Consider the following 24,503-nt stretch of genomic DNA (forward strand, 5'->3'; position numbering starts at 1 on the left):
ACACAAAGCGGTTAAAAAATGTGCAAATAGGCTGCTCTCCTATAGACAAAATAGCACCTGATCAGTATAACTATACGCACTGTAAGCTTTTTTTGAAGCCAACTTTTAACCATCCAAATGAACAGTACGCACCTAACTATAACTAGCAGCGGTATTGATATTCTTATGACACAAAAAGGCTCCTTATTATGACTTTGCTCTGGATACCCCTGTTATCCTTAATCGGCAGTGTTATTTCATCCTGCACTTCAAAACTAACGCGAAATCAAAGTACGGCTTTGACCATGTTAGCGCCTTTGATTGCCCTTGGAATTGTATTCTCGTTTACGCCTGCGGTTTTTTCTGGCGAAATAATCCGTTATAGCGCGGACTGGATCCCGCTACTCAACATGCAAGTTTCATTTAGGCTTGACGGCCTAACCTTGCTGTTTCTGTATATGATATTAGGCATTGGTGTCTTGGTCATATTCTATGCTCGCTATTACCTGAGCAAAGATGACTCTTTACCGAAGTTGTACTGCTATCTAATGCTATTCATGACAGCCATGGTTGGCATTGTTATGTCAAATAACGTGATTCAATTATGGCTATTTTGGGAGCTAACCAGCATTAGCTCGTTTTTACTAATTAGCTATTGGTGGGATAAGTCAGAAGCACGTAAAGGTGCGCGCATGGCATTGGCAATTACTGGTGCAGGTGGTTTAGCGTTATTAGCGGGTTTATTACTCATCGGCGATATTGTTGGTAGTTATAATTTAGATGTTATTTTAGCCAGTAAGACACTGATTCAATCGCATGATTTATATGAAGTGGCATTGGTACTTGTGCTGTTGGGGGCGTTTACTAAATCGGCGCAATTCCCATTCCATTTTTGGTTACCGCATGCCATGGCAGCGCCAACACCTGTGAGTGCGTATTTACACTCGGCAACCATGGTTAAAGCAGGGATCTTTTTACTCGCCCGTTTTTATCCTGCCTTATCAGGAACCGATACGTGGTTTATTTTGGTTGCTATGACAGGGTTATCAACGTTGCTTGTTGGTGCTTACGTTGCGCTCTTTAAGCATGATCTAAAAGGGCTGCTTGCCTACTCAACAATTAGTCATTTGGGCCTTATTACCTTATTGCTTGGTTTAGATACAGAGCTTGCGACTGTGGCCGCTATTTTTCATATTATTAACCATGCGACATTTAAAGCGTCTTTATTTATGGCCACCGGTATTATTGACCATGAAACGGGCACACGCGATATGCGTAAACTCAATGGTATGTGGCGTTTTATGCCATATACCGCCACATTAGCAATGGTCGCAGCAGCGGCAATGGCGGGTGTGCCACTACTGAACGGCTTTTTATCGAAAGAGATGTTTTTTGCAGAAACACTGCATCAACAAGTGCTTGGTTCAATGTCATGGTTAATCCCTGTTTTAGCGACCGTTGCAGGTGCGCTCTCAGTCGCTTATTCGGCGCGATTTATTCATGATGTCTTTTTTAATGGTGACCCAATTGATTTGCCAAAAACGCCTCATGAACCGCCGCGCTATATGCGAGTACCAATCGAAATATTAGTCGTAGTGTGCATATTAGTCGGTATGTTCCCGCATTTTGCGGTCAGCGATATTTTGGCTTCAGCGTCATTTGCCGTTTTAGGTGATGCGGCGCCAGCCTATAAGTTGTCTGTTTGGCATGGTTTAAACCTTCCGCTGTTAATGAGCTTTATTGCGACCTGTTGCGGTATCATCATTTATGTGCAGCGCAAACACCTGTTCCATTTCCAAGCATCGCTCCCCACGCTGAATGCTAAAAAAGGATTCGACCTTGGCTTGTACAGTGTTATTAAGTGGTCGCAACAGAAAGTTAATCGTATCGAAAATGGCTCGCTGCAACGCTATGCTTTTGTGATGATTGCGGTGGTTCTTTTATGTGCAGGTTGGCCACTGTTTGAAATGCGCCAACTAGCAGGGGCAAGTGAACTAACGCCGATTGATTTTCATAATGCGATAGGGGCTGGCTTATTAATTATTGGTGCGCTGGCAACTGTTATTTGGCATCGCTCTCGTATGATTTCACTGATCATGATTTCAATCGTGGGCTTAATGGTATCGGTCGCATTTACTCGATTCTCGGCACCTGACTTAGCATTAACTCAATTAACGGTTGAAGTAGTGACTGTTATTCTACTGATGCTTGCGCTGTTTTTCTTACCACAGCGCACACCAAAAGAATCAAGCTCATTACGCATGTTACGTGACCTAGGTATATCCTCTGCATTTGGTGTTGTTATAGCAAGTATCTGTTATGCACTCCTAACTAGACCGCTTGAGTCTATTTCAGACTTTTTTGTGGCAAATGCAAAAACAGGCGGTGGGGGAACCAACGTTGTAAATGTGATCCTTGTTGATTTTAGGGGATTCGATACATTAGGTGAAATCACCGTGTTAGGTATCGCTGCACTGGGTATTTATAAACTATTAATTAACTTGCCATTATTTATGCCAGCAAGTGACAGTGAAGGGCGACCTTGGGCACGTGAACGATACCCCATTTTACTTGCCAGTATTTCACAAAGCTTATTACCGCTTGCGTTATTGGTGTCTGCGTACATTTTCTTGCGTGGTCATAACTTACCAGGAGGCGGTTTTATAGCGGGGTTAGTGACTGCGATTGCCTTTATTTTGCAATATATGGCTAACGGTTCTAACTGGATTGCGGCACGTTTTGATGTGAATTACCGTAAGATTATCGCTTCCGGTATTGCCATAGCCTTATTCACGGGGTTAGGAAGTTGGGTGTTTGGGCGTCCATTCTTAACAACATGGTTTGATTATTTTGATATACCGCTAGTCGGCAAGACAGAACTTGCCAGTGCTATCATGTTTGATTTAGGTGTGTATTTAACTGTTGTAGGTGCAACGCTGATGATTTTAGCAAGTTTAGGAAAACTCACTGCTGATACACCCAAGCAAGAGGTAAATATTTAATGGAAGTATTGTACGCATCATGCGTGGGCGTGCTTGTCGCGTGTGGAATTTACTTAATTTTAAGAGCACGAACCTTTCCGGTGGTGCTTGGTTTAACCATGTTATCGTACGCGGTAAACCTATTTTTATTCTCATCAGGCCGTTTAACAATCAATAAAGCGGCTGTGCTTGGCAGTGGCAGTGAATATGCCGATCCGTTACCGCAAGCGTTAGTATTAACGGCCATTGTTATTGGCTTTGCAATGACGGCATTTGTGGTGATTTTATCTATTCGTGGTCGCGCAGATTTAGGTAACGACCATGTAGACGGACACCTGGTTAAATCGTCGAAGGAGCAAAAATGATCCAGCATTTAGCTTCATTGCCTATTTTAATCCCTATGCTAACAGGCGTTATACTTTTAATGCCGCCCTGTGGGAAAAACCTCTATATTCGCCGTGTTATGTCGGTGATTATGGCTGTGATCACCGTGCTCATTAGCGCTGGTTTATTAGTGTATGTGAATGATACTACGCCACTTGTGTATGCTATTGGCGATTGGTCAGCACCGTTTGGCATTGTATTAGTGGCCGACAGATTAGCGACATTGTTAGTGCTTTTAACCAGTTTACTGGGGGCTGTTGTTGTACTTTATAGCTGTGCCGGAGATGACAAAAAAGGCAGTTTTTTCCACCCATTAGTGCACTTTTTGATCTTAGGTGTGAATGGCGCGTTCTTAACGGGAGATGTCTTTAACCTGTTCGTCTTTTTTGAAGTATTGCTCATCGCTTCATACTCATTATTAATGCATGCTGGCGACAAACACAACACCCGAGCTGCGTTGCAATATGTGATTTTAAATTTAATTGGTTCAAGCGTGTTCCTGATAGCATTAGGCGTGCTCTACGGTGTACTAGGCACATTGAATATTGCTGATTTAGCCCAAAAAGTGCCTTTGCTTACAGGGGATGATGTTTATTTAGCAAAAGTAGGTGGTTTGTTGCTTATTGTCGTGTTTGCGTTAAAAGGTGCGTTATTACCGCTGCACCTATGGCTGCCGAACACCTACGCAAGCGCATTACCGGTTGTGGCTGCACTCTTTGCTATTATGACTAAAGTGGGTGTATACGCCATGCTGCGTGTATACACCGTTATTTTTGGTGATAATGCAGGCGAGCTTGCGCACATGGCTCAACCGTGGTTATGGGGTTTAGCACTTGCTACCATTGTAATGGGGGCCATTGGTGTCCTTGCCAGCCAAGACTTTAGAAAACTGGTGGCCAACTTAGTCATCGTATCAGTCGGTACGTTAGTGGCACTTGTTGCGCTTCAAAATGTAGCGGCAACTGCGGCATTACTCTATTACTTAGTGCATTCGACTATCGTGTGCGCCGTGTTGTTTTTACTTGCTGACTTGGTCGCGCTTCAGCGTGGTAAAGTTGCAGACCGTTTAGTTGCAGGACGCGCTGTCGCTCAGCCGTTTTTGTTGGGGATTAGTTTTGTGATAGCCGCACTTACAGTTGTGGGTATGCCACCGCTGTCGGGCTTTGTGGGTAAAATTTGGATTTTAAAGAGTACCCTAGATAGCGAAAAAGCCATGTTATTTTGGCCTATTTACCTTTTAGCGAGTTTGGCTGTTTTGGTGGCTATTTCTCGTGCAGGTACAAGCTTGTTTTGGGATCATAAACACAAAGACAGCGATGCAATAAAAGGCGTCAATGCACACCCACTGAAAGTAATTGCATTAATGACGCTATTAATTTGCTCGCCGTTGATGGTTATTTTTGCTGGGCCAGTGTCTGAATTTATGTTGGCGACCTCAGAGCAACTGTTCGACATAAACAGTGGTATCAATGATGTTTTACATGGAGGCCAGTAAATGCGGTTAGAAGCTCGTTTTCGTTGGCTACCTACGCCATTTCGCAGCGTATTATTATTTATTGTGTGGCTGCTATTAAATAATAGCGTGTCACCTGGGCACCTATTGTTGGCTGCTTTCTTTGCTATCACGATCCCGTGGATTACTTTTCCATTTCGTGACCCGCAACCGTTAATTGTAAGACCGGGGCTGGCATTTAGACATTTATTGTTAGTTTTATACGATATTGTCACAGCCAATTTGCAAGTTGCACTTTTAATTTTGGGACCAACTAAAAAGTTGCGTCCGGGGTTTGTTAAAGTGCCTCTCGATTTAAGTCATGAAATGCCAATCACAATTTTGGCAAGCACCGTGTCGCTAACCCCAGGTACGGTAAGTGCTGAGGTGTATCCTATTCCTGAATCACTTGCGGAAGGGGAAGAAGTACAGCAACGCTATTTGTTAATTCATGTCTTGGACTTAGCAGATGAACAGGTGTTAATTAATACGATTAAGCAGCGCTACGAAGCACCGCTTAAGGAGATTTTTCGATGCTAGACACGGTTTTTTTAATTGTTTACGCCATGATCGCAATATCGTTATTGCTTAACTTGTGGCGTTTGATTGCAGGGCCATCAGTGCCTGATCGCATTTTGGCTCTTGATACTATGTTTATCAACACCATCGCATTGATTATTCTGTATGGGATGAGCATGGATACAGGGCTTTATTTTGAAGCGGCTTTACTTATCGCCATGTTGGGCTTTGTGAGCACCGTCGCTGTATGTAAGTACCTGCTACGCGGCGATATTATTGAATAAGGTAACAGATGATGAGTGAGTGGATTGTATCAATCTTATTATTAATTGGTGGTTGCTTTATTTTAATAGGCTCAATAGGGTTAGTTAAAATGCCTGATTTTTTCATGCGTTTACATGGGCCAACGAAAGCAACAACATTAGGTATGGCATCGTTACTCATTGCTGCCATGGTTTATTTTACTTACACCCACGATGGCGTGAGCGTAAAAGAAATTTTAATTTCTATCTTTTTATTAATTACCGCACCTATCAGTGGCTACATGCTCATTAAGTCGGCAATACATCATAAGCTACGGGCTAAAGAAGGCACGAAGGGCTTAGATAATATTGAAGACGATTAATATCTGAGCACACAGCATTGTGTGATCTGCGATGGTGGCTTTTATTGCGCTCGTAGATCGCATAAAATGCCCCGTCATTAAGCACACTAGGTAAATATGTCATTATGCGAGTAGCACTTGGAGTAGAGTACAACGGCGCACGTTATAGTGGTTGGCAGCGCCAGTCACATGTTAATAGCGTACAACAAGAAGTAGAAACTGCGTTGTCGCGCATTTGTAATCACCCCGTTGAAATAGTCTGTGCTGGCCGAACTGATGCTGGAGTGCATGGCACTGGGCAAGTCGTGCACTTTGATACACACGCAGAACGTGAAATGGTCGCGTTTACGATGGGCATGAATACCTTACTGCCTAAAGATATTTCGATACGTTTTGCAAAGCCTGTTGATGAAGATTTTCATGCTCGCTTTAGTGCGACGGCGCGTCGATATCGTTACGTGATTTACAATTACACTTATCGTGGCGCAATTATGAGCGAAGGGGTGACGCACTTTCATCACCCACTAGATGAAACTAAAATGCAAGCAGCCTGTCAGTATTTAATAGGTGAGCATGACTTTACTTCGTTTCGCGCACTGCATTGCCAAGCGAATACGGCAAATAGAACGATTCATCACTTGTCTGTAAAACGTCAGGGTGACTATGTCGTTATTGACATTAAAGCCAATGCATTTTTGCACCATATGGTGAGAAATATCACGGGCTGTTTAATGGATATTGGCTTACATAAGCATGAGCCAGTGTGGTTAAAAGAATTACTTGATTTAAAAGAGCGTGCAAAGGCAAGTGCCACTGCAAAAGCGGCGGGACTGTATTTAGTGGACGTGGATTACCCTGAGCATTTTGGTATTCCTAAAACCCCATTAGGACCTTTGTTCTTACCTGATTCAGATAGTTAACTGCGAAAGGCTCACTACTAAGACCAGTTTTTTATATCGTCTGCGGGTAATTCATGTTTTAATTGAAAAAATCTGTCTGCTTATTTCTTGTGTAAATTACTAAGTGGTATTTCACTTTAGCAGACTGCGACACAGAACAGTATTAAGAGAGTTGCAAATGAGTTGGTTAGAAAAAATCTTACCTAAAACGACTAAATCGTCAGGTCGTAAAGAAATCCCTGAAGGGGTTTGGGCTAAGTGTACAGACTGTGATTCAATTTTATATAAAGCAGAATTAGAAAAAGCACTCAATGTATGCCCTAAATGCGATCACCACATGCGTTTAAGTGGTCGTAAGCGTCTTGAAAACTTTTTAGATGACGCTGACCGCCAAGAAATTGGTGCACAGCATGAGCCAAAGGACGTTTTAAAGTTTAAAGACTCTAAAAAGTATTCAGATCGTATCACGCAGGCGCAAAAAGTAAGCGGTGAAAAAGACGCACTTGTTGCAATGAAAGGCCGTTTAAAAGGTATTCCAGTCGCTGCTGTTGCATTTGAGTTCTCATTTATGGGTGGTTCAATGGCGTCGGTTGTAGGTGCACGCTTTGTTGATGCTGTTGACCAATGTTTAGAGCACAACATGCCGCTTATCTGTTTCTCTGCATCGGGCGGTGCGCGTATGCAAGAAGCATTAATGTCATTAATGCAAATGGCTAAAACAAGTGCAGCTTTAGCTAAAATGAGCGAAAAAGGCTTGCCATTTATTTCAGTATTAACAGACCCAACGATGGGCGGTGTATCTGCATCACTTGCCATGTTAGGTGACGTTAATGTCGCTGAGCCAAAAGCATTAATTGGTTTTGCAGGCCCACGCGTTATTGAGCAAACAGTACGTGAAACGCTTCCAGAAGGTTTCCAACGCAGTGAATTCTTGTTAGAGCACGGTGCAATTGACATGATCGTTGACCGTCGTGAAATGCGTGACACCCTTGCTCGCATCCTCGCAAAATTTATGAACTTGCCTTCTACCGAACAAGAGCATAGAGTAGCGTAAATTTCAGCTTAACTGATTACACGCTATGACAGAAATCCTTCCTAGCCAATCATCGAGCCTTGATGATTGGCTTTGTTATTTAGAAAGTATCCACCCTGCAAATATTGAGATGGGCTTAGAGCGCGTTGCACGCGTTGCTAATCAAGTCGATTTACTCAATAGCCCTAGCAAAATTATCCTTATCGCAGGTACGAATGGTAAAGGCACGACTGCGCGTTGTCTTGAAAGCCTTCTTCTGGCGCAAGGCTTTAGTGTTGGTACGTATGCTTCTCCTCATTTAATTCGATATAACGAGCGAGTGCGTATTAACGGACAAGAGCTGGACGATCAATTTCATGTTGATGCGTTTGATATGCTCGAAAAAGGCCGAGGTGACACGTCACTGACTTATTTTGAATATGGCACCTTAGGCGCGTTAGCTATCTTTAAACGCCATGCTGTTGATTACGTGCTGTTAGAAGTCGGGTTAGGTGGACGATACGATGCAACAAATATTGTTACACCGCATGCCTGTGTGATTACTACCATCGACCTTGATCATAAAGAATACCTAGGTGATACACGTGAGCTTGTCGGTTACGATAAAGCCGGTATTTTTCGTAACAATACTCCCGCAGTTGTTGGCGATTTAAATATTCCTCATACGGTTACCGATTACGGTAATGAAATTAACGCGGATATGGTGTTATCTGGCCGTGATTTTACTTTTGCCGAGGACGCTGACGGGTTTAATTGGCAGTATCAGGGAAATAACTGGCGCTTTGCAAAGCCTGCCATCCCTTGTCAAAACGCTGCAACTGCACTGACGTTATTAAGCAAGCTTGCACTTTTACCACGTGAGCAGCAGGTGCGTGAGTGCTTGGCAAATTTAACGGTAGAAGGGCGCTTTCAACAATTAAGCGACACACCACGTGTTTTTACCGATGTTGCACATAATCCTGAGTCAGCACGTTATTTAGCGCGCAAATTAAGCGTGTATAAAGATCAAGGGTTTAAAATTCATGCATTAGTCGCTATGCTTGCAGATAAAGATAAAGTGGCTGCGATGTCGGCCGTGGCAGATGTGGTTGATGAGTGGTCATTAGCGAGCTTAGATTGTTTTCGTGGAGACACAGTTGAAAATCTAGCGAAGGCACTGGCTGAGACACCATCGACAGCACCCAGCACGCATTACCCTAATGTAGAAGCTGCGTTGGATAAAATAGTGCAAACAGTCGATGCGAATACCTTAGTGATTGTGTTTGGTTCGTTTATCACTGTGGCTGCAGCCATTAACTACTTTAAAAAATAGAGAGGAATTCGGTGAACGCAGGGTTTATTAATCGCTTAGTAGGGACCACCATTGTGGTTGTAGCGGCTATTGTCTTTATTCCAAATATTTTGGATGGAGAGAAGGTTCATTACACAGACGGCTTTAAAGCGATCCCTGAACGCCCAGAGTTCACGACGATTGACTTACAAGAGGCGATTGATAATAAGGTCGCCTCAACAGAGCAGCCCTTAGCAGCGCAGGTAGAAGATATTCAGGCTGATGACGCAAAGCTTGCTTCAGACCACGTTAAACAAATCGATGAACCCGCCAAAATGGTCGAAGCATCGACAGACGACACCGTGACTATTGCTAAAATAGAGCCTAAAGCGGAAGTTAAAACGCAAGTTAAAGCGCAGCCTAAGCCTGCTGAAAAAACAGCAGAACCGGCACGCAAAGCCGAAGAAAACTTGACGCAAATGGCTTATGTGATTCAACTCGGTAGCTTTTCGCACGCTCCAAACGTTAAATCACTGCAAGAAAAGCTAAAAGCAAACGGCTTTAAAACCTTCACTCGTCCAATTAAGACCCCTAATGGCACTTTAACAAAAGTCTTTGTGGGTCCGTCACTGAATAAGAAAGAGCTTGAGAGTAAACTGCCCGAGTTAAAACAGCTAACCAAGTTAAATGGCAAAGTTACTCAGTTTGAAGTAACAAAGTGATCTAATCTAAGTTTTACGCTTTCATACCAATGCGCTTATTTAGTTCATTAAAGTGATTTAGTCCCTTAAAGTGATTTAGTCTAATTGCGGATTGGTATAACCCCTTAACCCTCTAACGAATCCTGTAACAGCGACAAGGGGGCTTTCACCGAACGGGTGGCGATACAGCTCAAGTATCATTTAAGTTGCCACAACACCGTACAGCCCCCCTTGTAACGTGCCAAAGGGCATGGCTAAAACATGTTTTTACTGCCTTGTTGATTTAGCCAAGATATCACTATTGCCTGCAATCAATGCCTTGTCTAAATACGTTTTATATCATGCTGAAATCTTGCATCTACAGGTGGTTTGGGTATAGAATGCGCCCCAAATTAACGACTAGTTGGTTATTATGATCTGGGTTGATTACGCCATACTTGGCATCATTGCACTGTCTACCATCATTGGCTTAATACGTGGCTTTGTAAAAGAAGCAATGTCATTGGCTGTATGGGCTGGCGCATTTATCATCTCTAGCTTGTTTTACCAATATTTAGCATCCTTCCTAACAAGTATTTCAGAACCCCTTTTAAGAAATGCTGCCGCAATAGCCATATTATTTTTTGCGACACTCCTGTTAGGTGGATTACTAAACTATATTTTAGGTGAGCTTGTACAACGTACTGGTTTATCTGGCACCGACCGTGTTTTTGGCATAGTGTTTGGTGCGCTTCGAGGCGTGTTGGTCGTGAGCGCGTTACTCTTCTTTCTTGATGCTTTTACCGGTGCACCTAATACGCATTGGTGGGGCAACTCTATTTTGATTCCAGAATTTGGCTTTGTTGTTGAGTGGTTCTTTTCGTACCTCGAAAACAACTCAAGTTTTTTAAATTCTGTAAACCGTTAATCGGCGAGGATAAATTTAATGTGTGGTATCGTTGGCATAGTCGGAACTTCTCCTGTTAATCAGGCGATATATGATGGCTTAACTGTTTTGCAACACCGCGGTCAAGATGCAGCTGGCATCATTACCATTGAAAACAACACGTTTAGCTTACGTAAAGCCAATGGCCTAGTTAAAGATGTATTTCATACCCGTCATATGAAGCGTCTACAAGGAACGATTGGTATTGGCCATGTTCGCTACCCGACAGCTGGTTCATCTAGCTCGTCTGAAGCGCAACCTTTCTATGTTAACTCGCCATTTGGTATTGCACTTGCGCACAATGGTAACTTAACAAATGCAGAAGCATTAAAGCAGCAATTATTTTCAGAAGCTCGCCGTCATGTTAATACAACATCAGACTCTGAGATCTTACTTAATATCATGGCGCATGAGTTAAGTAAGCCAAATAAATTAAAGCTTGAAGCACAAGACATTTTTGATGCTGTCACTGAAGTAATCAATAAAGTAAATGGTGGCTATGCAACAATTGCAATGATCATCGGCCACGGTATTGTTGCTTTTCGTGACCCGAATGGTATTCGTCCGTTAGTATTTGGTAAGCGTGAAACGGCAAACGGCACAGAATATATGTTTGCATCAGAAAGCGTCGCATTAAAAACAGACGGTTTTGAGTTTGTACGTGATGTTGCGCCAGGCGAAGCGATTTATGTGACTGAAGACGGTCAGCTTTTCTCTCAACCTTGTGCTGACAAAACGAGTTACTCGCCTTGTATTTTTGAGTTTGTTTACTTTGCTCGCCCAGATTCAAACATTGACCGTATGTCAGTGTATGCAACGCGTGTCAACATGGGTACCAAGCTCGGTGAAAAAATTGCACGTGAATGGGCCGATAAAGACATTGACGTTGTGATCCCTATTCCTGAAACATCATGTGATGTCGCACTGGAAATTGCTTCTGTACTTAACTTGCCATACCGCCAAGGTTTCGTTAAAAACCGTTATATTGGTCGTACATTTATCATGCCTGGCCAAGAAATGCGTAAAAAGTCAGTTCGCCAGAAATTAAATGCGATTGACCGTGAGTTCAAAGGTAAGAATGTACTGCTTGTAGATGATTCAATTGTACGTGGTACTACCTCAGCGCAAATCGTTGAGATGGCACGTGAGTCAGGTGCTAAAAATGTATACTTTGCTTCAGCAGCGCCTGAAATACGCTTCCCGAACGTGTACGGTATTGACATGCCTTCGGCTGCTGAGCTGATTGCGCATGGCCGTGAAGTAGAAGACATTAATGCAAGTATTGGTGCAGATGGCCTAATCTATCAGTCACTTGATGACTTAATCTCGGCAGTAAGCCAAGAGAACCCTGAAATCACACGTTTTGAAACATCGGTATTTGATGGTCAGTATATTACGGGTGATATTGATCAGGATTATTTAAACCGCATTGACCGCTTACGTAATGATTCAGCGAAATCAACGCGTGAAAATGCAATGTCGTCAGGTTTAGAGTTACACAATCAAGAAGAGAATGGTGCTGATTAATTAGCAACTTGCTTGAATAATAAAAAAGGAGCTTGCGAGCTCCTTTTTTGTTTGTGGAAAGAAAGGATTTAATTCTCGTTAGGTAAACATAGGATGGACAATGCCGTTAGTCCACAAAATAGCGGTTGCAGCTAAAATAATAACCAATAAAATCAGTCCGCATGTGACCACTGAACTGGCATAAATAAAACCTCGCTCCTCAGGGATATGCATTAAAATGGGCACCCCTGTGTAGAGTAAATATACCGAGTAAGCAAGCGCGACCAAGCCTACACACACGACAAACCACAGCTCGGGTAGAAATGCAGCAAGCGATGACATAAACACCGGTGTTGCCGTATACGCAGCAAGTTCCAAAGTTTGTGTAAAGGTCGGTTTTGCTCCAAACGTAACGGCCATCCAATGCGCAAGGTAGGCCAGCGCAAATACGCCTACTATTAGTGCAAAATACATCGCAACCGCGATAAGCAATGCACTATCATGGGTCAAAAAGACTGCTTCACCTGAGCCAATGCTCCAACCCAAATGAACTGAAGAGTAATACCCCATAATAGAGGGGATACACGCGATAAGTAAGATATGTGATAAGCTGTAACGCAAGCTTTCATGCCGGTTATCAATGGTTTGCCACTCTTCGAGTGGATGAGCATATAAGCCCCATAGATGGTTTAGAATCATAATTGTTGCCCCTGTAAAAAAGGAATATGAGCTGTTTTATTTTTGTACAGCTTTGATTAAGTTATGGTTCACTTATTAAATCTTGTCAAGAAGCTGAAATAATCGAATACTCAGTTAAGATGTAACTCTTTAGTGCATATAAGAAATTACTTTTGCCCTGATTTGGGTCATGGAGTGAAACGATATTTATGTGGTAAAATGCACGCTTGTTTGACGATGAGAATAGAATCAGTGCCTTACTCTGCATTATTAGCCCCGATACAGTCATTTTTGCAATGCGAAACACCCGATGAGTGGATTGTTGCGGCAACCAAAAAAGAAAATTTAGATATCGTATTAATCGATCACTTAATTTGTGAATTAAAAGCGGCACAGAGTGCGATGTTTTTAATTCGTAAGTATGCGGTTGATAAAGAAAGTGCGGATGCGTTACTTGAGTGGTTAAAGCCCTTTGAAACACTTATTTATAAGCGCGACGGCGATTGGCGTGAGCTTGCAGATAAAAACAAGCTGACTAAGTCGATGATCCCAAAGTCGGATTCACCTTATGGGCAAGATCTCATTGATAAAATGGTCATGCTTATTAAAGAAGAGCTGCATCATTTTTATCAAGTGCTTGAGATTATGGATGAATATGGCATTGAGTATAAAAGTATTACCCCATGTCGTTATGCCAAAGGGATGCTGCGCCACGTAAAAACTTACGAGCCAGATGCCTTAGTTGATAAGTTAATTATTGGTGCCTACATTGAAGCACGCTCGTGTGAACGTTTTGCCAAATTAGCGCCGCATGTTGATAAACGCTTAGGTGATTTTTATATTTCATTGCTGCGCTCAGAAGCGCGTCATTACCAAGACTATTTAACACTTGCGCAAGAGATCAGTGAGTTCGATATCAGCGAGCGTGTCGAATTTTTTGCGCACATTGAAGCTGAGTTAATTTCAACGCCTGATGACGATTTTAAATTTCACAGTGGGGTGCCTGTTTAAGGCATCTCAGTGCGAATAAATGGTGAGTAGAAGGCTTGTTTTTCTTTGTCACTTAGTTGATAACGATTAAGGATTATTTCTGCTTGGCCATTGTTAATTATTTCGACCAAGCCTTTTTCTAATTCGTTTTGAAATTCAATTGATTGAGGATGGCTTTTAGCTGAAATGATATAAAGTTGATGAGTCGCAATATTGGGGTTTAACGCGGTAATAACCACATCGCTGTTTTGTAATTTACTATTATGTGCGAGCCAGTATTCAGCCACTTCTTGCGTACCTGCTACGAGGTCAACCCGCTCTTGCTGAAGCAAGTAAAGGCTTTCAACTAAATCACGTGTGGTTGTAATACCTAATGTTGAGTTGTTCGTAAATTCTTCACTACTCACATAATCTTCCCCCATACTAATGGTATAAGGTTTCAGAGAATCAATAGAGCCATTGTAACGAATTACGGCATCTTGGCGCTTAAACAAGACAACATTGGCAAAGCCGAGAGGTTTTGAATAATAAAATACTTTGGCTCGATCTTCTGAGTAAAAAGCACCTAGAACAGCAATGTGCTTATGTCGTTTGGCTAATTTAAGTGCCCGAGCCCACTGTGTATATTCAATGACGGCTTTTTTATTTTGACTTTTTAAAGCGGCAATAACCACCTCATGAACCCAACCCGGTTTTTCACTATTATCGATTAGAAAAGGTGGGAAAGGCTCTGTGACTAACCGCCAAGTTTGGCTATTGAGTGTAAAGCAAACTAGTAAGCAGCACAGGCATGTTAATCGTGTAATCATAAAACGGCACGCTTTAAACGGAGACTCTGTTCAAGCATAGCTAAAATTCTTACGATTTAAAGGGGGTGTGGACGAGTTCTTGATTGTTGGGGGTTACTCTTAAATATGAGCCTTGTTCATACCAGTCACCTAACACAGTACGAATTAACGTTTTACCATTAACAGTGTATTGATGAACATTTGGGCGGTGTGTATGACCGTGGATCATATTGGCAACGTGGTGCTTTTTGAACATGGCAAGTACAGCTTCTTCGGTTACATCAAGAATTTCGAGTGCTTTACCTGCTTGGCTTTGTTTTGACTTTTCGCGGGCGTTACGGGCAATTTTCTTTCTGTACCATAGTGGCATCGCTAACATGAGCTTAGGCCACCACCAACCACGACTTTTTTTACGAAACTTTTGATATTCAATATCTTGAGTACACATTTCATCGCCATGCAGTAGCACCGTCGGCGTGCCATATAAATCAATAACAACCTGTTCAGGCAGCAACGTCATATTGGCGCTGTTGGCATAGCCGTCACGCATAATAAAGTCTCGATTGCCGTGTATGAAAAAAAGCTCAGTACCACTTTCAGCTGCTTGTCTTAAGTGTGCAGCAACACGTTCTGAAAGTGTCGTTTGATAGTCATCACCAACCCAAACTTCAAAAAAATCACCCAGAATATATAACGCATCTACGTCATCATTAATAATCTTGTCATCAAGAAAATCAAAAAATGCCGCAGTGATATCAGGGCGGTTTTCTGTTAAATGGAGGTCGGCAATAAAATAGCTCTGTTTCATAGTCACTCGCAAAAAAGCGGGCTTAAGCCCGCTTATAAAAACTCACCGTTAGCTTAGCTAACAGTTACTTTTTCGATAATTACATCTTCAAGTGGTACGTCTTGGTGGAAGCCTGCGCTGCCAGTCGCAACACCTTTGATTTTGTTTACGATGTCCATACCTTCAACTACTTCTGCAAACACACAATAGCCCCAGCCTTGTGAAGTTTCGCTGCTGAAGTTTAAGAAATCATTGTCGTTCACGTTAATAAAGAACTGTGCAGTCGCTGAATGTGGATCAGGCGTACGTGCCATAGCTAATGTACCAACTTTGTTTGCTAGGCCATTGTTTGCTTCATTTTGAATAGGGTTATTAACTTCTTTTTGAACCATTCCTGGCTCAAAACCACCGCCTTGAACCATGAAACCATCAATTACACGGTGGAAAATAGTGCCGTTGTAAAAGCCTGCGTTTGCATACTCTAAAAAGTTTTTAACAGTGTTTGGTGCATCGCTTTCGTGCATTTTGATGGTGATATCACCAAAGTTTGTGTGTAGAACAACCATGAGGTTTCCTATATCTGGTTTAATAATGCCGTTATTTTATAGCACTTAGCTAAGATTAACAAAGTGCTTGTTGAGAAGATTAACAAAGTGCTTGTTCAATTGATAAAGCGCTAGAGCAGTGGCTTTGCAAGTGTTACCATAGAGAATCTCGAAACACCGTTAAGGACATTTTATAAATGGTACAAATTTACAACACACTTACACGACAAAAAGAACAGTTTAAACCCCTTGTTGATGGCAAAATCGACATGTATGTGTGTGGTATCACTATTTATGATTACTGTCACATTGGACATGCGCGTACTTTTGTTGGCTTCGACGTTATTGTCCGTTACCTGCGCCATATTGGTTACGACTTAAAATATGTCCGCAATATTACGGACGTTGATGACAAAATAATCAAGCGTGCTCATGAAAACGGTGAGTCTATAAATGACTTAACAGTCCGTATGACTAAAGCGATGCACGAAGACTTTGATAGTTTAAACATGCTTCGTCCTGATGTTGAGCCAACGGTAACCAACCACATGGATGAAATCATCGCCATGGTTGAGTGTTTAATAGCGAAAGGTCATGCTTACGTAGCAGCTGACGGCGATGTATTGTTTGATGTATCAACATTTGAGCAATACGGCGCACTTTCACAGCAAGACTTAACTATGTTGCAAGCGGGTTCGCGTGTTGAAGTTGCGCAAGATAAGCAAGATCCGCTTGATTTCGTACTTTGGAAAAGAGCCAAGCCAGGTGAGCCTTCGTGGTCATCGCCATGGGGTGAGGGTCGTCCTGGTTGGCATATTGAGTGTTCGGCAATGAGCTCTAAACATTTAGGTGAGCATTTTGATATTCATGGGGGAGGATCAGATTTACAGTTCCCACACCACGAAAACGAAATTGCTCAATCATGCTGTGCAAACAATGGTAAGTACGTAAATACCTGGATCCACACAGGCATGGTGCAGGTAAATAAAGAGAAGATGTCTAAGTCATTGAACAACTTCTTTACCGTACGTGACGTACTAACAGAGTACGATGCTGAGTCGGTTCGTTATTTCTTAATTTCGGGTCATTACCGCAGCCAACTTAATTACTCGCAAGAGAACCTTGAGCAAGCACGTTCTTCATTAGAGCGCATTTACACGGCATTACGCGGTGTAACACCTGTTGAGTGTGAATTAGCCGACAATGAATACGTTACAAAATTCAGAAAAGCAATGGACGATGACTTCAATACACCTGAAGCTTTACCTGTGTTATTTGAATTAGCAAAAGAGCTTAACCGTGTGAAAGACAGCGATGCAGAGCAAGCTGGAAAATTAGCTTTTGTGCTTCGTAGTATTGCCGAAGTATTAGGTGTTGCGCAGCAAGACCCAGAAGCCTTCCTACAAGGCGGTCAAGACGATGACGAAGTAGCACAGATTGAGGCCTTAATCATGCAACGTAATGAAGCCCGCGCTAACAAAGATTGGGCCGCTGCTGATGAAGCACGTGATGCGCTAAATGCGTTAGGTGTGGTGCTTGAAGACTCTGCTGGAAAAACAACGTGGCGTAAAGCGTAAACACGAAGCTAAAATTGAAACCGACAAAAGGTTGCCATATTGGCAGCCTTTTTTGTTTTTAGTTTTTTATTTTTAAGTATTGACCTCAATAAAGGTTGAGGTTTTATTTTATCGCTATTGTGCATTTACAAGGACTTACATTGAATATTTTTCTTGCCATGATCCCCGCTTTTTTATGGGGTACAACTTATGCGGTGACAAAATATGCGACCCCTGATTGGCCGCCGTTATTATTAGGTGCGTTACGCGCATTACCCGCAGGGTTACTTTTATTATTAATAAAACCAAGCTTTCCTCGCGCGCGTCAATGGCCCAGCTTACTCGTTTTAGGCGCTATAAACATCGCCCTGTTTTTTGCGTTTATCTTTATTATGGCGATTAATCTTCCTGCAGCAATTGCAGGTGTTGGCATGGTGTCGGTCCCCGTGGTCGCACTTTTATATGCATGGATAGCAAAAGGACAGCGACCTGCAAAGCCTCAAGCTATTAGTGCAGCCGTATTAGTCGTGCTTGCATGGTTATTGTTCGACCCCGCTTATGTCGCTTTAAATGCACTGGGTGTCGGTGCTTTATTGGGGGCATTACTGACGATTGTGATTGGCAGTACCCTTGTACAAACCTTATCAGTCAGTATTCATTGGTGGGTGGTGCTTACATGGCAGTTAATTATTGGCGGTACTATTTTATTACTCGCTGCGGTTATAGACGGCAGCTTCATTAATCCAACAAATTACCACAGCGTTTTTGAGCCTATTTCAACGCTACAATACAGTGCATTATTTTGGCTTATTGTGCCCAATACAGCGATTGCCTATATTTTATATGTATGGTTACTTGGGCGTATGAGTGTGGCTGAATTTTCGTTTGGCACGATTGCGAATCCAATTGCAGGGATCATCTGTGCAATTATTTTATTAAATGAGCAATACCAACCATGGCAGTATCTGATTATGTTTACGATGATTATTTTTTCGGTGTTGCCGCAAATGCTAAAACTTAAACGCGTGTAAACGTATTCGTTTCACAATAAAAAAGGGTTGCCATGTGGCAACCCTTTTTACAATCAATCATTATTAGCTGTGATATTTTTCACATGCTTCAAGGGTGTTCTCAATGAGGCTTGCAACAGTCATCGGGCCGACACCACCTGGCACAGGCGTGATGAAGTGCGCTTTTTGTTCGGCAATATCATATTGAACATCACCCACAAGTTTGCCAGATTCAAGGCGGTTAATACCTACATCAATGACGATAGCGCCTTCTTTAACCCAGTCACCAGGAATAAATTCGGGTTTACCTACAGCCACCACCAATAAGTCTGCACGACGCACATGAGTTTCTAAATCCTGCGTGAATTTATGACACACCGTTGTTGTACAACCGGCAAGCAGTAACTCAAGTGACATAGGACGACCAACAATGTTCGATGCACCAACCACAACCGCATGCATACCTTTGTAACGCACACCCGTAGAGTCGAGTAGGGTAATAATCCCTTTAGGTGTACATGGGCGAAGTGCTGGCATACGCTGTGCTAAACGGCCAATGTTATAAGGATGGAAACCATCAACATCTTTATGAGGGGTAATACGTTCAAGAATTTTCTCTGCATCAAGACCTTGCGGCAAAGGAAGTTGAACTAAAATGCCGTCTACTTCTTTGTCTTCATTAAGTTGATCAATTAATGCGAGTAAGTCTTGCTCTGTCGTGTCGCCAGGTAAGTCGTAAGATTTAGAAACAAAGCCGACTTCTTCACAGGCTTTGCGTTTTGAACCTACATATACTTGGCTTGCTGGATCTTGACCAACTAACACGACTGCGAGTCCTGGAGCACGTAAACCGTTTGCAACACGCGCTGCAACTCGTTCTGCCACATTACTGCGTACTTGTTTAGCTATTGCCTTACCATCGATGATGTTTGCCGTCATGGGTGACCTTTCATTGGGGTTAGTTAACTTGATACTGATACATCAAAATATGATCATCCGAATAAGGGGCATGGATATAACAAACACGTTTGTTTGATCATATTTTATTATGCTGCGTATTTTCGCAGAAAAGCTGCATAGCGCCAAGATGCAATATGATATAAAGCGTCTATTTATAAAAAAGAGTTCAAATTTTAGCTTATATTTGCAATATTTAACCATTATGAACTAAAAGTGACCGATTGAATTATTTTCTTAAAAAAATGTTTGACCTGACTCGGCCAAATCACTATTATGCACCCCGTTGTTAACGAGGTCACTCGCAAACAATAGTAAGCATCGGCGATTAGCGCAGTTTGGTAGCGCACTTGGTTTGGGTCCAAGGGGTCGCAGGTTCAAATCCTGCATCGCCGACCACTTCTTCTTCAAGAAGCGGTTGCTTACAGGCAAACTTTTGAAGTTTTCGATGCGCCCGTAGCTCAGCTGGATAGAGCAACGCCCTTCTAAGGCGTTGGTCGAAGGTTCGAATCCTTCCGGGTGCGCCATTTGAAAATATGTAAATGCCGTGGTGATTGTAGCTCAGTTGGTAGAGCCCCGGATTGTGATTCCGGTTGTCGTGGGTTCGAGCCCCATCAGTCACCCCAATTTACACACAGTATCGGCGATTAGCGCAGTTTGGTAGCGCACTTGGTTTGGGTCCAAGGGGTCGCAGGTTCAAATCCTGCATCGCCGACCACTTTCACTGTGGTTGTATTTTCAAAACTTTTCTTTATATCGGCGATTAGCGCAGTTTGGTAGCGCACTTGGTTTGGGTCCAAGGGGTCGCAGGTTCAAATCCTGCATCGCCGACCACTTTCTACTAGTATATTCATCTTGGTAATCTGAGCGTTTCATGCGCTAAATTAATACCGCTTAGTCATTCCCTTTTTAAACATTCTGATTTAATTAATCACCTTACTTTGCTGATAATTTTACGTTCGTTTTTTGTTCGTTTAAACGCAGATTGCCGCTATATAGACCAAATAATTGCCCCCTAGACTCGACTATCAAAAATATTAGGTTATAATGCCGCGTCTATTGTTTAACATAGTGCCCATAGGGGCAGAGCAGCAATGGTATCTCATGGTTACAATGCGCCGTTTTAAGTTGAATTTTTCAGCGTTAAAACTTGCTATCACTCATGGAGATCACCTTGTTTGTAAGGAAGGCGAACAGTCGCCAAAATTGAAGATTGAGGTAAATCATGCAAGTTTCTGTTGAGACGACTCAAGGCCTTGAGCGCCGTCTGACCATCACCGTTCCTGCAGAGAACGTTGAGACTGAAGTAAAAAAACGCTTACAACAACTGTCTAAAACCCAGCGTATCGATGGTTTCCGTCCTGGTAAAGTTCCAGCGTCTATCATCAACAAACGTTACGGTGCTGCAGTACGTCAAGAAGTTGCGGGCGAATTAATGCAACGCAACTACATCGAAGCAATCGTTTCTGAAAAAATCAACCCAGCGGGTGCACCAACTTTCGCACCAAAAGCGTTAGAAGCAGGTAAAGATTTAGAATTCGATGCAACGTTTGAAGTGTACCCTGAAGTTGAAATTCAAGGTCTAGATAAAATTAACGTTGAAAAACCAGCTGTTTCTGTTACTGACGAAGACCTAGCTAACATGCTAGAAACGTTACGTAAGCAACACGCATCGTGGACTGAAGTTGACGCTGCTGCGGGTGAAAAAGATCGTGTAACTATCGACTTCGTTGGTTCTATCGATGGTGAAGAGTTTGAAGGCGGTAAAGCTGAAGACTTCCCTCTAGAACTTGGTCAAGGTCGTATGATCCCAGGTTTCGAAGACAACATCGTTGGCAAAAAAGCGGGCGAAGAAGTTGTTGCTGAAGTAACATTCCCTGAAGAATATCACGCTGAAAACCTAAAAGGTAAAGCGGCTTCTTTCACTATTACTGTGAAGAAAGTTGAAACTCAAGAGCTTCCTGAGCTTAACGAAGAGTTCGCAACTAAATTCGGTGTTGCTGAAGGCGGCGTTGATGCACTGAAAGAAGAAGTTAAGAAAAACATGTCACGTGAGCTTGACCAAGCGGTTAAAGCTAACGTGAAAGACCAAGCTATCAAAGGTCTTTTAGCGAACAACGAAATCGACGTGCCAAAAGCACTAGTAGATCAAGAAATTGATGCTCTACGTCAACAAGCGGCACAACGTTTTGGCGGCAACGCTCAAAACATGCCTGAGCTTCCAGCTGAGTTATTCCACGAGCAAGCTGTAACTCGCGTTAAAACTGGCCTATTACTAGGTGAAGTGATTAAAGCGAACGAGCTTAAAGTTGATGACGCAAAAGTTGAAGCGTTAATTGCAACAGTGGCTTCTGCATACGAAGATCCAACTGAAGTAGTAGAATACTACAAAGCAAATGATCAACTAATGCAGCAAATGCGCAACGTAGCGATGGAAGAGCAAGCAGTTGAAGCTATCCTAGCTAAAGCAAACGTGACTGACGTTGAAAAAGCATTCGACGACATCATGAATCCACAGCAAGGTGCTTAATAAGTCATTGACTTAAGCTCTCGCTAGCGATTAAATGGCTCGTGTTACACTGTATTTATACAGCGTACTCGGGCCATTTTAGTTTGTGGTGGCCAGTTTCACCAAAACCAACAATACTTATGTTAATGCGCAACATTAAACATAAAGGATTGAAAATACATCTTTGTGTTCGCATATACTTAAATAGATTGAAAATACGCGTAAATTAACATTAGTATAAATGTGCTTTCCTTATAGTAAGGATGAGTCGCAGCGGATAAGGAATTAAATAAGAATGAACAGCGGTATGATAGACCCTCTAAACGCATTAGTCCCTATGGTTGTTGAGCAAACAGCAAAGGGTGAGCGCTCATATGATATTTACTCACGTCTTTTAAAAGAGCGCATTATTTTCTTAACAGGCCAAGTTGAAGATAACATGGCAAACTTGATTCTTGCGCAAATGCTGTTTTTAGAGTCAGAAAATCCAGAAAAAGATATTTATCTTTATATCAACTCGCCAGGTGGCTCGGTCACTGCGGGCATGGCGATTTACGATACAATGAATTTCATTAAGCCAGATGTCAGTACTATTTGTGTTGGTCAAGCGGCGAGCATGGGAGCCTTCTTGCTATCAGGTGGCGCTAAAGGCAAACGTTTTTGTTTACCTAACTCGCGTGTGATGATTCACCAACCACTTGGTGGTTTCCAAGGTCAGGCGTCTGATTTCGAAATTCATGCTCGTGAAATTTTATCAATTAAAGATAAGCTAAATCGCTTGATGGCTGAGCATACGGGTCAGCCGTTAGACGTGGTATCGCGCGATACCGACCGTGACAACTTTATGAGTGCAAGCGAAGCGGTTGAATACGGTCTCGTTGATTCAGTATTTTCTAGTCGCGAAACAAAGTAATCTGAATAGCTAATGATATCGTATTATTAGCTATCACCCTTTACTATGCGAAAACTTATATTCTTTGATATAGTTAACCATAGTGAATTAGCAGCAGTTGCGTGCTGCTGCCAACGTAAAAAATGAGGTAGCTGAATGTCTGACACTCCTACAGACGGCGACAAAAGTAATAAATTGTTATACTGCTCTTTTTGTGGCAAAAGCCAGCATGAAGTTCGCAAATTAATTGCAGGCCCTTCAGTATACATTTGTGATGAATGTGTTGAGCTGTGTAACGATATAATCAGGGAAGAGATCAAAGACATTGCGCCGAAACATAGCGCGTCTGATAAACTGCCTGTGCCGAAAGAAATTCGTAATCACTTAGATGATTATGTGATTGGCCAAGACCACGCGAAAAAAGTACTGTCGGTTGCGGTATACAATCACTATAAACGTCTTCGTAATCAAACCATCAACGCTGATATTGAACTTGGTAAAAGTAATATCTTGTTAATTGGTCCTACAGGTAGTGGTAAAACATTACTTGCAGAAACGATGGCTCGTTTACTTGATGTGCCATTCACTATGGCTGATGCCACAACATTAACCGAAGCCGGTTATGTGGGTGAAGACGTCGAAAATATTATTCAAAAATTACTGCAAAAATGTGATTACGACGTCGAAAAAGCGCAACGTGGTATTGTTTATATTGATGAAATTGACAAGATTTCTCGTAAATCAGACAACCCATCAATCACCCGCGATGTATCAGGCGAAGGTGTGCAACAAGCACTTTTAAAACTGATTGAAGGCACGGTTGCCTCTGTACCACCGCAAGGCGGTCGTAAGCATCCGCAGCAAGAGTTTTTACAAGTTGATACGTCGAAAATCTTATTTATCTGTGGGGGTGCATTCGCAGGCCTAGATAAAGTGATTGAGCAGCGTAGTCACAAAAATACGGGTATTGGCTTTGGTGCTGAAGTTAAACAATCATCTGGCAGCCGCAGCTTAAGTGAGACATTTAAAGATGTTGAGCCTGAAGATCTGGTGAAGTACGGTTTAATTCCTGAGTTCATTGGTCGTCTACCGGTTGTTGCAACGTTAACAGAGCTGGATGAAGCCGCACTGATTCAAATTCTAAGCGAACCTAAAAATGCTTTAACTAAACAGTTTTCTGCATTGTTCGCAATGGAAGACGTTGAGCTTGAGTTCCGTGAAGATGCCTTATCAGCGATTGCGCACAAAGCAATGGAGCGTAAAACAGGTGCACGTGGCTTACGTTCAATCGTAGAAGGTGTATTACTTGATACCATGTATGAACTTCCTTCGATGGATGATGTAAGCAAAGTGGTAATTGACGAAACGGTTATTAAAGGTGAGTCAGACCCAATTTTGATTTACCAAAGTGGTAATCAAGACAAAGCGGCATCTGAATAAATTTGAAATAGTTCAAAATTTAAGCAGTTAAACATAAAAAAGGAGCCAATGGCTCCTT

General features: G+C 42.3%; 23 protein-coding genes and 5 tRNA genes. 23 read left to right on the plus strand and 5 right to left on the minus strand.

The window, feature by feature from the left end; genetic code table 11:
• Positions 1 to 188: 188 nt before the first annotated feature.
• From IT970_RS05155 to purF, 12 genes are all read left to right on the plus strand, one after another.
• Entirely contained in the window at positions 189 to 2,981 is a 2,793-nt protein-coding gene (locus tag IT970_RS05155) for a monovalent cation/H+ antiporter subunit A (RefSeq protein ID WP_036969881.1), read from the plus strand.
• Positions 2,981 to 3,325, plus strand: a complete 345-nt coding sequence (locus IT970_RS05160) for a Na+/H+ antiporter subunit C (protein ID WP_036969879.1) — start codon at positions 2,981 to 2,983, stop codon at positions 3,323 to 3,325. The genes IT970_RS05155 and IT970_RS05160 overlap by 1 nt, the downstream gene beginning before the upstream one ends.
• Entirely contained in the window at positions 3,322 to 4,839 is a 1,518-nt protein-coding gene (locus tag IT970_RS05165) for a monovalent cation/H+ antiporter subunit D (RefSeq protein ID WP_118844120.1), read from the plus strand. The genes IT970_RS05160 and IT970_RS05165 overlap by 4 nt, the downstream gene beginning before the upstream one ends.
• On the plus strand, positions 4,840 to 5,376 hold the full coding sequence (locus IT970_RS05170; RefSeq protein WP_036969871.1) for a Na+/H+ antiporter subunit E: 537 nt from the start codon (positions 4,840 to 4,842) through the stop codon (positions 5,374 to 5,376).
• On the plus strand, positions 5,370 to 5,639 hold the full coding sequence (locus tag IT970_RS05175; RefSeq protein WP_036969869.1) for a K+/H+ antiporter subunit F: 270 nt from the start codon (positions 5,370 to 5,372) through the stop codon (positions 5,637 to 5,639). The genes IT970_RS05170 and IT970_RS05175 overlap by 7 nt, the downstream gene beginning before the upstream one ends.
• Positions 5,640 to 5,647: 8 nt before the next feature.
• Positions 5,648 to 5,980 carry a Na+/H+ antiporter subunit G gene (locus IT970_RS05180; RefSeq protein WP_036969868.1) on the plus strand — a complete coding sequence of 111 codons (333 nt, stop codon included), beginning with the start codon at positions 5,648 to 5,650 and terminating at the stop codon, positions 5,978 to 5,980.
• Positions 5,981 to 6,084: 104 nt separating this feature from the next.
• Complete coding sequence (gene truA, locus IT970_RS05185; protein ID WP_036969860.1) at positions 6,085 to 6,879, plus strand: tRNA pseudouridine(38-40) synthase TruA; 795 nt, start codon at positions 6,085 to 6,087, stop codon at positions 6,877 to 6,879.
• A gap of 157 nt (positions 6,880 to 7,036) precedes the next feature.
• Positions 7,037 to 7,912 carry an acetyl-CoA carboxylase, carboxyltransferase subunit beta gene (gene accD, locus IT970_RS05190; protein ID WP_036969857.1) on the plus strand — a complete coding sequence of 292 codons (876 nt, stop codon included), beginning with the start codon at positions 7,037 to 7,039 and terminating at the stop codon, positions 7,910 to 7,912.
• Positions 7,913 to 7,937: 25 nt separating this feature from the next.
• Positions 7,938 to 9,203, plus strand: coding sequence for a bifunctional tetrahydrofolate synthase/dihydrofolate synthase (gene folC, locus IT970_RS05195; protein WP_065978798.1), 1,266 nt, complete (start codon positions 7,938 to 7,940; stop codon positions 9,201 to 9,203).
• An 11-nt stretch (positions 9,204 to 9,214) separates the two neighbouring features.
• Positions 9,215 to 9,883 (plus strand): SPOR domain-containing protein, encoded by a 669-nt coding sequence (locus IT970_RS05200; RefSeq protein ID WP_036969853.1) that lies wholly within the window; start codon positions 9,215 to 9,217, stop codon positions 9,881 to 9,883.
• Positions 9,884 to 10,274: 391 nt separating this feature from the next.
• Positions 10,275 to 10,769 (plus strand): CvpA family protein, encoded by a 495-nt coding sequence (locus IT970_RS05205; RefSeq protein ID WP_036969851.1) that lies wholly within the window; start codon positions 10,275 to 10,277, stop codon positions 10,767 to 10,769.
• 18 nt (positions 10,770 to 10,787) lie between these two features.
• Positions 10,788 to 12,314 carry an amidophosphoribosyltransferase gene (purF, locus tag IT970_RS05210; protein WP_036969850.1) on the plus strand — a complete coding sequence of 509 codons (1,527 nt, stop codon included), beginning with the start codon at positions 10,788 to 10,790 and terminating at the stop codon, positions 12,312 to 12,314.
• A gap of 78 nt (positions 12,315 to 12,392) precedes the next feature.
• Here the strand turns inward: purF and IT970_RS05215 are convergent, their stop codons facing one another.
• Positions 12,393 to 12,992 (minus strand): Yip1 family protein, encoded by a 600-nt coding sequence (locus IT970_RS05215; protein ID WP_036969848.1) that lies wholly within the window; start codon positions 12,990 to 12,992, stop codon positions 12,393 to 12,395.
• Between the two features lie 231 nt (positions 12,993 to 13,223).
• Between IT970_RS05215 and miaE the strand changes: the two genes are divergently transcribed.
• On the plus strand, positions 13,224 to 13,982 hold the full coding sequence (miaE, locus tag IT970_RS05220; protein ID WP_196857778.1) for a tRNA isopentenyl-2-thiomethyl-A-37 hydroxylase MiaE: 759 nt from the start codon (positions 13,224 to 13,226) through the stop codon (positions 13,980 to 13,982).
• Here the strand turns inward: miaE and IT970_RS05225 are convergent.
• From IT970_RS05225 to IT970_RS05235, 3 genes are read right to left on the minus strand one after another with little or no spacing between them, the layout of a single operon-like run.
• The gene (locus IT970_RS05225) at positions 13,979 to 14,770 is read right to left on the minus strand and encodes a substrate-binding periplasmic protein (RefSeq protein ID WP_196857658.1); all 792 of its coding nucleotides are present in this window, start codon (positions 14,768 to 14,770) and stop codon (positions 13,979 to 13,981) included. The two genes, miaE and IT970_RS05225, sit on opposite strands and share 4 nt — an antisense overlap.
• Positions 14,771 to 14,819: 49 nt before the next feature.
• On the minus strand, positions 14,820 to 15,557 hold the full coding sequence (locus tag IT970_RS05230) for a UDP-2,3-diacylglucosamine diphosphatase (RefSeq protein ID WP_118844121.1): 738 nt from the start codon (positions 15,555 to 15,557) through the stop codon (positions 14,820 to 14,822).
• Positions 15,558 to 15,610: 53 nt separating this feature from the next.
• Positions 15,611 to 16,102 (minus strand): peptidylprolyl isomerase, encoded by a 492-nt coding sequence (locus IT970_RS05235; RefSeq protein WP_036969841.1) that lies wholly within the window; start codon positions 16,100 to 16,102, stop codon positions 15,611 to 15,613.
• A 176-nt stretch (positions 16,103 to 16,278) separates the two neighbouring features.
• Here IT970_RS05235 and cysS point away from each other — a divergent pair, with 176 nt between their 5' ends.
• Together cysS and IT970_RS05245 are read left to right on the plus strand one after the other, a co-directional pair.
• Positions 16,279 to 17,658, plus strand: a complete 1,380-nt coding sequence (gene cysS / locus IT970_RS05240; RefSeq protein ID WP_118844122.1) for a cysteine--tRNA ligase — start codon at positions 16,279 to 16,281, stop codon at positions 17,656 to 17,658.
• Positions 17,659 to 17,798: 140 nt separating this feature from the next.
• Positions 17,799 to 18,668 (plus strand): DMT family transporter, encoded by an 870-nt coding sequence (locus tag IT970_RS05245; protein WP_036969839.1) that lies wholly within the window; start codon positions 17,799 to 17,801, stop codon positions 18,666 to 18,668.
• A gap of 63 nt (positions 18,669 to 18,731) precedes the next feature.
• Here IT970_RS05245 and folD read toward each other — a convergent pair whose 3' ends face one another.
• Positions 18,732 to 19,586, minus strand: coding sequence for a bifunctional methylenetetrahydrofolate dehydrogenase/methenyltetrahydrofolate cyclohydrolase FolD (gene folD, locus IT970_RS05250; protein WP_036969836.1), 855 nt, complete (start codon positions 19,584 to 19,586; stop codon positions 18,732 to 18,734).
• Between the two features lie 340 nt (positions 19,587 to 19,926).
• On the opposite strand from folD, the gene IT970_RS05255 reads away from it, so the two are divergent.
• From IT970_RS05255 to clpX, 8 genes are all read left to right on the plus strand, one after another.
• Positions 19,927 to 20,003: transfer RNA gene (locus IT970_RS05255), tRNA-Pro, on the plus strand.
• Between the two features lie 51 nt (positions 20,004 to 20,054).
• Positions 20,055 to 20,131: transfer RNA gene (locus IT970_RS05260), tRNA-Arg, on the plus strand.
• Between the two features lie 23 nt (positions 20,132 to 20,154).
• Positions 20,155 to 20,230: transfer RNA gene (locus IT970_RS05265), tRNA-His, on the plus strand.
• 15 nt (positions 20,231 to 20,245) lie between these two features.
• Positions 20,246 to 20,322 (plus strand) — tRNA-Pro (locus IT970_RS05270).
• Between the two features lie 39 nt (positions 20,323 to 20,361).
• Positions 20,362 to 20,438, plus strand: a tRNA-Pro gene (locus IT970_RS05275).
• Positions 20,439 to 20,829: 391 nt separating this feature from the next.
• Positions 20,830 to 22,134 (plus strand): trigger factor, encoded by a 1,305-nt coding sequence (gene tig / locus IT970_RS05280; protein ID WP_036969831.1) that lies wholly within the window; start codon positions 20,830 to 20,832, stop codon positions 22,132 to 22,134.
• 274 nt (positions 22,135 to 22,408) lie between these two features.
• Positions 22,409 to 23,026, plus strand: coding sequence for an ATP-dependent Clp endopeptidase proteolytic subunit ClpP (gene clpP, locus IT970_RS05285; protein WP_036969828.1), 618 nt, complete (start codon positions 22,409 to 22,411; stop codon positions 23,024 to 23,026).
• A gap of 135 nt (positions 23,027 to 23,161) precedes the next feature.
• Entirely contained in the window at positions 23,162 to 24,445 is a 1,284-nt protein-coding gene (gene clpX / locus IT970_RS05290) for an ATP-dependent protease ATP-binding subunit ClpX (protein ID WP_036969827.1), read from the plus strand.
• Positions 24,446 to 24,503 lie beyond the last annotated feature (58 nt).

Source organism: Pseudoalteromonas sp. A41-2 (assembly GCF_015767615.1).
Classification (GTDB): domain Bacteria; phylum Pseudomonadota; class Gammaproteobacteria; order Enterobacterales; family Alteromonadaceae; genus Pseudoalteromonas; species Pseudoalteromonas lipolytica.